The sequence below is a fragment of the Devosia pacifica genome, assembly GCF_014652635.1.
In the GTDB taxonomy this organism is placed as follows: domain Bacteria; phylum Pseudomonadota; class Alphaproteobacteria; order Rhizobiales; family Devosiaceae; genus Devosia; species Devosia pacifica.
Genome location: NZ_BMZE01000001.1, coordinates 754,997 through 764,912, shown reverse-complemented (window position 1 = coordinate 764,912; position 9,916 = coordinate 754,997). Strand labels below are relative to the sequence as shown.

At 58.9% G+C, this 9,916-nt stretch carries 22 protein-coding genes; 1 reads left to right on the top strand and 21 read right to left on the bottom strand.

The genetic code is table 11. The annotated features are described in order from the left end of the window. Positions 1 to 154: 154 nt before the first annotated feature. The 20 genes from IE127_RS03935 to IE127_RS03840 all read right to left on the bottom strand — a co-directional run bounded on the left by IE127_RS03935 (position 155) and on the right by IE127_RS03840 (position 8,720). Entirely contained in the window at positions 155 to 382 is a 228-nt protein-coding gene (locus tag IE127_RS03935; protein WP_189423605.1) for a hypothetical protein, read from the bottom strand. Continuing rightward, a complete protein-coding gene (locus IE127_RS03930) occupies positions 375 to 602 on the bottom strand; it encodes a hypothetical protein (protein WP_189423604.1) in 228 nt (75 codons plus the stop codon). Before IE127_RS03930 ends, IE127_RS03935 begins: the two co-directional genes overlap by 8 nt. Further along, positions 595 to 1,791, bottom strand: a complete 1,197-nt coding sequence (locus IE127_RS03925) for a hypothetical protein (RefSeq protein WP_189423603.1) — start codon at positions 1,789 to 1,791, stop codon at positions 595 to 597. The genes IE127_RS03930 and IE127_RS03925 overlap by 8 nt, the downstream gene beginning before the upstream one ends. Next, complete coding sequence (locus tag IE127_RS03920) at positions 1,781 to 2,065, bottom strand: hypothetical protein (RefSeq protein ID WP_189423601.1); 285 nt, start codon at positions 2,063 to 2,065, stop codon at positions 1,781 to 1,783. Before IE127_RS03920 ends, IE127_RS03925 begins: the two co-directional genes overlap by 11 nt. Then, the gene (locus IE127_RS03915) at positions 2,062 to 2,367 is read right to left on the bottom strand and encodes a hypothetical protein (protein ID WP_189423600.1); all 306 of its coding nucleotides are present in this window, start codon (positions 2,365 to 2,367) and stop codon (positions 2,062 to 2,064) included. The genes IE127_RS03920 and IE127_RS03915 overlap by 4 nt, the downstream gene beginning before the upstream one ends. After that, complete coding sequence (locus IE127_RS03910) at positions 2,367 to 3,221, bottom strand: hypothetical protein (protein WP_189423599.1); 855 nt, start codon at positions 3,219 to 3,221, stop codon at positions 2,367 to 2,369. The genes IE127_RS03915 and IE127_RS03910 overlap by 1 nt, the downstream gene beginning before the upstream one ends. 26 nt (positions 3,222 to 3,247) lie before the next feature. Further along, positions 3,248 to 3,907: a hypothetical protein gene (locus tag IE127_RS03905; RefSeq protein WP_244639920.1), complete on the bottom strand. Its 660-nt coding sequence runs from the start codon at positions 3,905 to 3,907 to the stop codon at positions 3,248 to 3,250. Then, on the bottom strand, positions 3,904 to 4,410 hold the full coding sequence (locus IE127_RS03900; RefSeq protein ID WP_189423598.1) for a nuclease domain-containing protein: 507 nt from the start codon (positions 4,408 to 4,410) through the stop codon (positions 3,904 to 3,906). The genes IE127_RS03905 and IE127_RS03900 overlap by 4 nt, the downstream gene beginning before the upstream one ends. Beyond that, a complete protein-coding gene (locus tag IE127_RS03895) occupies positions 4,403 to 4,591 on the bottom strand; it encodes a hypothetical protein (RefSeq protein ID WP_189423597.1) in 189 nt (62 codons plus the stop codon). The genes IE127_RS03900 and IE127_RS03895 overlap by 8 nt, the downstream gene beginning before the upstream one ends. After that, positions 4,584 to 4,802, bottom strand: coding sequence for a hypothetical protein (locus IE127_RS03890; RefSeq protein ID WP_189423596.1), 219 nt, complete (start codon positions 4,800 to 4,802; stop codon positions 4,584 to 4,586). The genes IE127_RS03895 and IE127_RS03890 overlap by 8 nt, the downstream gene beginning before the upstream one ends. After that, entirely contained in the window at positions 4,799 to 5,158 is a 360-nt protein-coding gene (locus tag IE127_RS03885) for an ASCH domain-containing protein (RefSeq protein WP_189423595.1), read from the bottom strand. The genes IE127_RS03890 and IE127_RS03885 overlap by 4 nt, the downstream gene beginning before the upstream one ends. Beyond that, positions 5,158 to 5,373, bottom strand: coding sequence for a hypothetical protein (locus IE127_RS03880; RefSeq protein ID WP_189423594.1), 216 nt, complete (start codon positions 5,371 to 5,373; stop codon positions 5,158 to 5,160). The genes IE127_RS03885 and IE127_RS03880 overlap by 1 nt, the downstream gene beginning before the upstream one ends. Continuing rightward, positions 5,370 to 5,828: a NinB/YbcN family protein gene (locus IE127_RS03875; protein WP_189423593.1), complete on the bottom strand. Its 459-nt coding sequence runs from the start codon at positions 5,826 to 5,828 to the stop codon at positions 5,370 to 5,372. Before IE127_RS03875 ends, IE127_RS03880 begins: the two co-directional genes overlap by 4 nt. Next, the gene (locus IE127_RS03870) at positions 5,825 to 6,025 is read right to left on the bottom strand and encodes a hypothetical protein (protein WP_189423592.1); all 201 of its coding nucleotides are present in this window, start codon (positions 6,023 to 6,025) and stop codon (positions 5,825 to 5,827) included. The genes IE127_RS03875 and IE127_RS03870 overlap by 4 nt, the downstream gene beginning before the upstream one ends. A gap of 70 nt (positions 6,026 to 6,095) precedes the next feature. Beyond that, on the bottom strand, positions 6,096 to 7,103 hold the full coding sequence (gene bet / locus IE127_RS03865) for a phage recombination protein Bet (RefSeq protein WP_189423591.1): 1,008 nt from the start codon (positions 7,101 to 7,103) through the stop codon (positions 6,096 to 6,098). Next, the gene (locus IE127_RS03860; protein WP_244639918.1) at positions 7,100 to 7,621 is read right to left on the bottom strand and encodes a siphovirus Gp157 family protein; all 522 of its coding nucleotides are present in this window, start codon (positions 7,619 to 7,621) and stop codon (positions 7,100 to 7,102) included. The genes bet and IE127_RS03860 overlap by 4 nt, the downstream gene beginning before the upstream one ends. A gap of 2 nt (positions 7,622 to 7,623) precedes the next feature. Further along, positions 7,624 to 7,815 carry a hypothetical protein gene (locus IE127_RS03855; protein ID WP_189423589.1) on the bottom strand — a complete coding sequence of 64 codons (192 nt, stop codon included), beginning with the start codon at positions 7,813 to 7,815 and terminating at the stop codon, positions 7,624 to 7,626. Continuing rightward, positions 7,805 to 8,056 (bottom strand): hypothetical protein, encoded by a 252-nt coding sequence (locus IE127_RS03850; RefSeq protein ID WP_189423588.1) that lies wholly within the window; start codon positions 8,054 to 8,056, stop codon positions 7,805 to 7,807. Before IE127_RS03850 ends, IE127_RS03855 begins: the two co-directional genes overlap by 11 nt. Further along, entirely contained in the window at positions 8,053 to 8,367 is a 315-nt protein-coding gene (locus IE127_RS03845) for a hypothetical protein (protein ID WP_189423587.1), read from the bottom strand. The genes IE127_RS03850 and IE127_RS03845 overlap by 4 nt, the downstream gene beginning before the upstream one ends. Continuing rightward, positions 8,364 to 8,720, bottom strand: coding sequence for a hypothetical protein (locus tag IE127_RS03840; RefSeq protein WP_189423586.1), 357 nt, complete (start codon positions 8,718 to 8,720; stop codon positions 8,364 to 8,366). Before IE127_RS03840 ends, IE127_RS03845 begins: the two co-directional genes overlap by 4 nt. 195 nt (positions 8,721 to 8,915) lie before the next feature. Here IE127_RS03840 and IE127_RS03835 point away from each other — a divergent pair, with 195 nt between their 5' ends. Beyond that, a complete protein-coding gene (locus IE127_RS03835) occupies positions 8,916 to 9,182 on the top strand; it encodes a hypothetical protein (RefSeq protein ID WP_189423585.1) in 267 nt (88 codons plus the stop codon). On the opposite strand, the gene IE127_RS03830 is transcribed toward IE127_RS03835, so the two are convergent. After that, complete coding sequence (locus IE127_RS03830; protein ID WP_189423584.1) at positions 9,179 to 9,886, bottom strand: XRE family transcriptional regulator; 708 nt, start codon at positions 9,884 to 9,886, stop codon at positions 9,179 to 9,181. The two genes, IE127_RS03835 and IE127_RS03830, sit on opposite strands and share 4 nt — an antisense overlap. Between the last annotated feature and the right edge of the window lie 30 nt (positions 9,887 to 9,916).

The window sequence follows — 9,916 nt, the reverse complement described above, 5'->3', positions numbered from 1 at the left end:
GCGGGTCACGTCGCTCTGCCGGATGAGTGCAGGCCTCGCTACCATCCCATAAGCCCCCATATGATTGTCTGAAGGCCAGAGCCAAGGGCCATGATTGCCCAGATGACGATGGCTGCTCCGAAGGCTATGGCAGTGGGCCAGATTCCCCAACGTCTCATGCCCGGCTCCACTTCAAGTGATTGCGTGCATAGACCGTCCACAGCGCCAGGTTCATGGGTAACAGGCCCCATGTTTCGGTGGTGATGATGAAGACTAACCAGAGGGCCTGATTGCCCAGACCGATAAGCCAAGCGTGACGCGCCTTATTGCCGGCGAGGATGGTCATGTAGATGGTGATGGCCGAAAGCAGCCACGGCAGGTAAATGCCGATCGCTTCACCCATTGTCGCTCTCCTGAGATAGAGCAGCGCGACGGGCGTCAAGGGCTTCCGAGGCCAGCATGCAGATCGCCAGCATCATGTCGGCATCGCACTGCACCTTGGGCTGGCCGGCTCTGTAGGCCATATCGGTGATGCCGTAGACTTCGCCCAGCCCGCCCGTTGACAGATAGTCCATTGCCGAACGGATATCCTCGGGCAGATTATCGTTTGCTCGGCTAGCCATTCCCGACCTCCCGTGTATCGCGGATGGTGGCGTCGACAACCTCGGCCAGTTTTGTTGCCATGACAGAGGCGCCTTCCGCTTTCTTGCGATCACGGAATTCTAGACCTACGCTTGCAGCTCCATAGAGTGCCGTGTTGCGAACGATTGCGACCGCCTTCTCTAGGCCGGCGATACGAACATTCAAATCCTGGGCGCACCCATCGCCGGCGCGATCTTGTCTAGAGAGGTAGTCCTCGAACTTAGCCTCGATTTCTGTACACGCCGCTTCAAGCACGCCATCGCCTTCTGGCTCAGCGTTAATTGCCAATTGCCAGCCGCATGCGCGCATGGTCGGATGCGCAAGCTCTATCAGTTTCTCCGCCTCAGCAAGAGCAGCCTCGGCGCGGGTGAGTTTGGCTTCGAGTGCGTCGAACTTGTCCCGCACCGATTCTGCGTGGCCAATTCCCTCCGGTTCATGCAATCCCAAGATCGTCGCGACCGACTGACACTGACCGTGCCAGCCATGCGCCGAGTCCATTGCTTCGTCCCGCTCCCTCGTCAGCCTTTCGACCGTCTCGACAACGGCACTGACTGCGCTGCGGATAATCTTCTCTGAACGCTCATCACCTCGCGCCCCGAGCCCGCTTGCAACCGCAAGCAAGTCCATCAAAGGCGTGGGCTCAAGTTCCGCTACCGCCTCGTCCTCTACCTTATGGGTAGTCGGTGGCTGTTTCGCAGGACGCAGGACCAAAACCGGGGCCTCACCGTTCGGCCCCTTTGCTGCAATCTGAGATGCTCGTTTCATCGCCTCAGACAAGGTGCGCTGATTTTCGATGACTACGCCTTCCGCCATCAACTCGCCGTTAATGTAGCGGTCAAACTCATATGCCGATGCGGACACTGTGGCCGCTACTTCTTGACAAGGCCCCGGATAAGCCTGCCACGTGCCCGCGTGATTACGGTAATGCCACTGACCTTTGTTGTCCTTCGCTAGATACGTTCCGCAATTATCGAGATTCGGAATGGTGGCCGGTGGCTGTTGGGTGGCGGTGAGGGTGCGGTCACTGCATTCACGACAGTAGTAGGAGCCAACCCCGCCCTTCTCAAGGTGGACGGTAGCGCGGTTCTTACAGTCTGCCGAGGCGCAAGCAATATTCGCGTTTGCATCCGTCACCCGCACATCGCCGCTGCGTTCTGTTTCACTGGTCATCGGCTGTTCCTTTCGGGGGAGTGGGGAGGGCTACGTTGACGTGCTCTCGTATATGCCCAATAGAATACCCACTCTTGAGAACCGCCCGACCATCATCTAGCGCTAGCGCGTATCGGACGAGTTTAAGTGCCTTCTCAGCCTCGGACAGTTGGGCAAGGAGAGACTCGATTGCGTTGGCGGCTTGTATTCCAAGCGCCGCATCTGATTGTTCTAAATGACGTAACTCATCAGCAAGCGCCGCGTACTTCTCTTTGTCTATCAGTGCAGGGGTCATGGCTGGGGCTCCGCATCGGGCCACGTCTCAGGCTCGAGGTAGTAATCGCCCAAGTGCCAGACTTGCGTTCCTTCTATGTCCTCAATGTAGTCGTTCTTTGCCAGCCAACCCATGAAGCCGTACAGGTCTGGGCCGTCCCAATCTTTGCTGTCGGGATGCTCTTTCGCCCAATTGTCGGTGTACTCTTTGGCTACTTCATGTTGGTCAAAATCCCGTAGAACCTTGAAAGGCCCGTGATCGCGGTAGTCGCTGTAACAACCCACTGTGATTACGAGGGTAGTGTCTTTTGCAATTCGAGCCATCATGCCTCTCCTTGTTCTGCGAGGGCTTGGCGGGCGATCTTGCCACCGTCTGCCGCAAGTGCGTGACGCCCGGCGTCGCCTTCGCTATGATTTAGGCGAGCTAGTCGAGTCTGTTCGCCGTACCACTCTAGTGCCTCGCGCAGCCGCTTGTTCTCTGCCTCTGCATCGGTAGACGGGCGACGACTGAGGCAGTCGCGAAGACGTGCAATTGCTGGCGAAACGTGTCCCTCGAACTCGCGAACAGCGTCTTCAATGTCGTCGCTCATACCGCCGCGCTCGAAGTCCTCGAGTCGGTCGATCAGGAACTGAGCTTCCGCCCGCAATCCCTCTACATCGGTAGACGGTGGGGTGGTGAGGCAGGAGGCGACAGCGTTGTTGAAGTGCTGTTGTGCGGCGTTCTCGGCAGCGCTCCAGTCGTGGACGCGACCAATCGAGATGGCATCTTTCATGCAGAAGCGATCTTCATGAACCGCGAACTCGACGAAAATCGCACCCATGGCGCTGTCTTCATCGGAGAATATCCGATACATCCCAAACGAACACTTTGCTTGATAAGTCTCGACGCCTTCTCCGCGAATAGGATCCCACTCAAGCGGCTTCACCACCCCCTCTGTCGGCTCTATTGGTACGGTGGGGGAGGTGGCACGAATGCGCTTTTCTATCGCCCGAACAAACCTTTCAGCACGATAGGAAGGTACGTCATAGGTTGCCTGAGGGATTAGCGGTGCGGATTTTTCACGGGTCAGAAGATCGTTGATCTTAGCTTCCGTTTGCCACGGGAAGCACTCATTGATGATCTCCATAATCTCGCCATCCGACAGACACGGCAGCAGTTCCGGTGTATCCTTATCCATGTCGGCTCCTGTGTGTTGGGGGTTGGTCATGCGGCTTTCTTTTCGCGATATCTGGCCGGCGCATTGGCGTTGAAGACAGCGCGGCAGAATCCGCGCGGGCTGGCGCTGCGAATGTCTCCGCGATCGCTCGTTGGGCTGGCCTTGTGAATGCGGTCATCGGGCGGCACGTCTGCAAGGTGCGGTGCGGTGAACTTCTCCGGCATCACAAAGCCATTCATCGGCCAGATGCAGGTCTTCTTGGTGTAATGGTCGTCAGCGCACCAGCCGGTGTAATCTGACGGGTGGAAGTAGTGCGCCGGCTTGCCAATGTGCGGCACTGTCGAGAAGTACCCGACAGGGTTCTCCAGAAAGCCCGGGGCGCCTGACCATGCGATCGCTTGCCGGCAGGCCTCGAATATCTCCAGAGCATCTCGGAGCATCAGCCCGCGCTTGGTTGCGTGATCCCGCGCCCCACTGCCACTGACATGCGTGCAGGGTGGCCAGGCGCCGACAAAGACGGGCCGGTATCCCTGTGGTGGCGTCCATGAGCGAACATCACCCCAGACGAAGTTGATGCTTCCCTCGCGACGAGGCCTGCGAATGGAATGCTGCACGTCAACGCAGAAGCACTCAATGCCGGCCTCAGCCCAAGGCTCGGCAGCAACGCCAGTCCGGTCGCAAAGGAAGATTGCGCAGTCTTCCATCATTCCACCTCCTCAGGGCTTTCAATCCGCCCTATGCCTTTGGTGAGTTCTCTGGTGGCGGTGTGTTGGGGCTTGGCCGGGCGCTTGGGGCGCTGCGGCATCTCTTTGCTGCCGTAGATCTTGGCGCGCTGATTGCGTGGCTTGCGCTTCGGCACAGGACGCGCTGAGGCGGGCTTGGACTGATCTAGCGGCACCTGCACCACTCCGGTCTCCACAAGCCTTCTGAGCGTCCGCTGCAAGGCCCTGAGCAGCATCCGGTAAAGGTCTGCGTCGGCTAGCCCGTGACGATGCAGGTCAAGTGCTGAGTGGCATGCGTAACAAGCGTGAACTGCACTCGTGTCGTCAGCCTTCCGGCTTTTGCCGAAGCTTTCGTCATGGACATGCGCCAGCACGGTTGTTTCCGGGTTATGGTCGCAGATACCAGGGAAGTTCAGCGTGCATGGTTGCCCCTTGGCGGCGCGGCGCAGGGCTTTCGAGCGAATTGGCTCGCGGCGGAATTCAGGCATTGCCACCCCCACGATTGCGCGGGCAATCCCAATCGCACCACTCGCTGCCAGCCAGAGTGCACTGGCCGTCCGGCATCATGCCGCAGTCTTCGTACTCGTCGTAATCTTCCTCAACGAAGCCATTATCATAGTCCCAATCGTCGTAATCGGCGGGGGTGTCTGACTTGGGTTTATCAGCCATTCTCGACCTCCTGGCGCCCGCGCTCGGTTAAGTGAAACCTCGGGCCGTCATCGGTGTCTTCGGCACGAAGAATGCCTGCATGTTCCAGTCGGCGCAGAGTGCGGCGAAGTTTGGCGTTGCGTAGAAACTCTGGATTACCCGGACACACAGACCCGCCATTTTCGCGGATCAGGAACAGTAGCTCGTGCTCTATGGGGGTGAGGCGGGTCATGCTGCAGGCTCCCACCGGATCACGTAGCCGATGAAATGATCGCTGCCGTATCGGTCCTTGAACCATGCGTGCATGTCGGCGTAGTCGCGAAAGCCATCCTGCCGTGCAAACTCATCCGCGCTTGGGAATAGGCTGGCATCACCGAACGTGATGTATTCTGGCGCTAGGTGCACGTAGTGGCACATGGTGCAGACCGGATCAGGCGATACGATCTTACGGCAAGCTTTGGTGCGCATGCCGGTGTACAGCTGCAAGCGCTGTCCCGGTCGGACACGTGCTGTCTTACGGATCGTTTGGGATTTCTCGCCGCGCTCGATTGGACCGACAAACTGCGCTTGGAAATTGATAGCGGCCATTATGCTGCCTGTTCCTTCTCGCCAGCCTTGAAGGCCTCAACTGCCTGCGCGTAGCTTTCACGCTCGGGGCCGTGGGCTCCGCATGCAAGGCAGGCGCACTGGACGCGAGTGAATCGTCGCTCGGTGATAGCAAATGCCCATTCCAGACCGTCGCCATCGTGGCCGCAGTGGGGGCAGGCGGGGATATTGGGCATGTCGTCGTGTAACGGGTTCATGCTGCCATCCTTCCCGGATCGTATGCGAAGCGATCAGGCGGGATCGTCAGCTCGATGCCGGCCTCGGCATGCCGCTTGAACACGAGGTCCATGTACCGGGTCATTTCCGACACCTTCATCAGGCGCGTGACCGGCAGGTCCATGTCGCGGACAGCAGCCAGCTTGTCCTCATAGTCGAGAGGGCGGATCAGCCTGTCATAGGTGGCGCGAAACTGTTCGGATGCCTCGCGAAGGATCGGAACGCCGATTTCCAGCTTGCACCTTGCGCGGACATCATCGCGGTCTTCGCCGGTCTGGTCGGCAATCTCGCGATACCACTTGTGGCTGAGACGGTTCTGCTCGGCCGAGCGATCGCGTCCGTCAGTTATCTCTACGATGAAAGGGCGCTTCCGGCCGTCGAGGTCTGTCTTGAGCGAAGACAGGTCATCGAGGTTCTTGATCGCGTGCGTCGTCATGCGCCCACTCCGTAAATCCAGAGGATGCGGTCCCGACGCAGTTCCTCGATGCGGCTGAGCAGGTCATCATCAAGCTGCATGTATTCATGCGTCTCGATGTAATTGCCTTCCCATCGGGACATGTCAGCCTCGCCAGTGACCGAGGCAATTGCGCGCTCGGCTGTCTGAACGAAGTCCTCTTGCTGTCCTCTGGTCATTGAAACTATCACCGGCTGCTTTCGCACTTGCCTCCTTGCGGAACCGGCTCCCTGCTTGGTGGGGATAGGGTTAGGCGGCTGCGGCTTCGTCTTCCGACGCCTCTTCAGCTTCGCCTTCGGGATCTGGTTCTTTCGCCTTCGCCTCGATGAGTTTCTTGATCTCGAGTGCATCGACGGGCGACCGCGCCCAGAACTGCTGGAGGCCGACGCGGTTAGCCTGCGCCCAGAGTCCGACATCCTTCTTCGATGAATCCCGGATGAACTCCGCGGCACGATCCGCGAACTGACCGAGCGGCACGTTCTCAAGTGCCCAGCCGTTACCCCAGGTGACGGTGATGCTGTCCTCTTGCCGCCCGATGCGGAGCATGCGCTCGGCCTCTTCGGCCTGTGCAGCGATCTCGCTTGCATCCATGTCGGCAAGCTTCGCCTTATCCATTTCGGCTTCGTCATAGAGGCCGGTGAACTGCTCAGGCCAGCCGGCGCGAAGGGCTTGCATTTCCGCACATTTGGCAATCATGAGCTTGGGCATGCGTGCCCAGTTGCCGCTGTCATCAAGCCTCTTGGTGACAGCGCCCTTGGGAACCTTCTTTTTCTTGGGCTTACCGCTGTCCTCCCAGACTTCCCCGGTCTCTACCCATTCGTAGTCTTCTGCCGTATCCTTCACCGGCGCGAACTCGTCCCAGTCAGCCTGGCCGGCGACTTCGTACCACTCACCTGTTTTGACATCCTGCTTCCACAGGTAGACGGTCGCCGAGACGATGCCCTTCGGGTTGGTTTCGCTCTTCAGGTCGGGGTCGATCTCAAATGTTGGCGGCTTGCTTGCCGGCCGGTAGTCGCCGCAGCGCTGCGCAATAACGCGTTGGCCGTCGCGGGTGATGATGATGGTCATCTTGCGCTTCGCCGCATCGCTCTTCGAGAAGACCATCGGAATGATCTGTCCAAGGAACGGATCAAGGCCCTTGGCGCGCGCAACCTCAACAAAGAGATTGAACTCGTCGTTGTTGCAGTCTTTCGCGGTCGTCTTCTTGATCAGCGCAATCTGTCGATCGGTGTGCTCGTAGTGTGCAATCTGGTTCATTTCCGCCTCACGGTTAGGGATACGGTTCCGTTGTCGAGGGTTGCGCCGGCTATCTCTTCGCCATCGCGCAGCGCTTGGGTCAGCGCCTTCTTGTCGAGCTTTGGCGCCGGTCGCGCTTGCTCGACGAAGAACCTGGCTGGGATGTCGGCCTCGTTGATGATCACCGGACTAGGCGCGCGCTTTGCGATAGACAGCGTTGCGGCTGGGAGCTTTATCGTCGTCTGCTCTGCAGCCAGCAGCGCTTGTTCGATCAATGCCTTTCGGCGTTCCCGGCGCGCCTTGATGGAAGCAAGCCGGCTGTCAAAGCGGTCACGAACTGCCTTGAGCCCGATCTCGAGCGCGTCGTCTTCGTCGTCTTGCTCAATTGCGGCGCACAGGGCTTCGTGCAGCGAGGTTTCTCCCTCGATCGCGTCGGCAACCAGATCGTCGTCCTCATCAGCGCCATGCTCGCGCAGGGCTCTCATCAGATCCTTTGCGGCTTCGGTTTGCCGGCGCAGGTCGTATTCAGTGTTCGACATGCTCATCCTCCAAAGATCATGGTGAGCACCGCTGTCTCCGGGTAGCGGAGCCATTCGGCGAAGAGCAGGGTGGTGAGAAAGAAGCCTGCGAGAAGGACCGCAACCTTTGCCGTCTCGTATGCGTGCTGAGCGCGCGCAGCTTTGACCGCCGCAGCCTTGGCGTCAGCGAAGAGCTCTTCGAGTTCAGCGTCCATTGGTGCGAGCCTCCGCAGTTTCGCGAGCGACCAGATCTGCGCCAGCGGGTGTGATCTTGAATTCGTATGGATTGCCGGGCCGGGTGCGGTCCGTCAGGTAGCCGGCGTCTTTCAAGTCATGAGCTGTGCGAAGCTGCTGAGGGCAGTTCGGGCGGTACACGCCTTCGGACTGCGCCCATGCGAGCGCGAGCAGCTCTTCATCAGACAGTGCAGCAGTATTGGGGGCGGTGAGGGCGCTCATTTGGCCGGCTCCGCATCCTGTGCGTAGACGCTCCCGCTGCTGTTATAGTCCCAGCTAAAGTCGCCTTCGGGCATTGTTTCAGCGATTTCCATCGCTTCCTCAGCCGACGCGGCAGTTACCCTGACGAACGCTTCCATTGTCACTTCCTGAGTGACAAACACCTTCCACTCGATCTGCTCGCCTTCCTCGCGAGGCAGCTTGCCCCACAAAGGGTCGTGCTTCTGCAATTCGGCTTGCGCTGCGCCATAGGGCATATCGGCAATGCGCCTTAGTTCGTCGGGGCTGATGGGGCCGGTGGCTGGATGGCTCATGCTGCCACCCGTGCAGCAGCGCGGCGCTCAGCAGCGAGATAGCGATGCTCCGCCGCCCGGCACTCAGCAGCCTTGGTCAGAGAAGCTTTTGCGGATGCAGGAAAGCCCTTGATGTGAGCCTGACGGGCATGAGCCAGTGCCTTGGCGCGAAGGCAGCGCCAGTGCTGAGATGAGGCATTGGCCGCGACAATGGCAGGCATGCCGAAGTGACCGCCCGGAATGTTCAGATCATCCTCGACAGCCGCAGCAGCGAGAGCCTGATAGCGAGCATCTGAAGCCACACGATCCTTCGTCGCTGCATACTCAGCGCCGAGTGCATCAATCGCGGCAAGGGCTCTGTCGAGTGGGGTCATGGTGTCGGCTCCTGACGGGGCGGCGTGTGTGTTATCGTGTGTACACATTACCCACACGCGAACACACGTGTCAACACCTTTAAGTGTGAGATCAGTTGTGCACGTTATTCACACATCCGAATCATTTGCGTGTGGAGCCGTTGACTCATTCGTGAACAAAATGAGAACATCGGGCATCAACATCAGGAGGGGGCAATGGCGCTCACGAGTTCTCGCAAGCCGCTCTACGCGGTCATCACGTTCAGCAAGGTGAAGGGGGGTGTGTCGATCGATGCCGCGCGGCAAGCCAAAGGGGAGGCTTCAGCTAAGAGGTTGGCCGAGCGCCTGGCAGAGAACTGCGTAGGAGCTATAGCGATCTCGCGAGTAGGAGATCCCGATATCGGAGAGTTTGATGATCCGATTGAGGTGGCGCGCTTTGGGGATATACCAGAGGAGTATGAGAGGACACTGCTGGCCTTTTAGCGGGCGTCGTACTTCCCGACCACCGAATAGCAGCGAGGCCACTCGGCTTTCGCTAGCGAGAAATCTTCGGCGGGATTCCACTGCGAAACCCGCCATATTCCATCAGACTGGCTCTGGTAGCGCTTTATGAGCGCGCGGACTTTCATACTGCTTTCAGGGCCGAGCAGTACGCAATTCTTGCCTCTGCGAGGCGGCAATCGCGGATTGACCAAGGCAATGTCGCCCGGCTCGAACGCGGGGAACATGGATTCCTCGGTCACCAGAACGCCAAAGCCCTCCCGGATATTGATCAACGGGGCAGGCCACTTCAGATAGTCGATCGGATCAAAATTGATGATGATCGCGCCGTCGCCACCTTCTGCCTGGGCATAAAGAGGCATTCCCTTTTCGCCAACGAGTAAGTCTTGCGGGATCACCTCGCCGGGCTCGGCGGTTTGCGATACGGCCCGGCTTATATCTGACCCAAGGACGCGCAAGATCGGGTCGATGTAGCGCGAGTGTTTCACCTTGCCAGTCTCAATGCGACCGATGTTCTGCTGACTTGTGCCTACGCGCTCCGCCAAAACGTCTTGGCTCCAGCCGCGAGCTTCGCGCTTTTCCCTGATCAGATCGCCAATTTTTTCAAAGCTGTCGGCCATGTGAGTATCTAACACGCGACCGTGTAACGCTTCCAACACATACCTCCACACAAACAGGTTTGACACTTCACACTTATTGGGTGTAAGTGTGTGTGT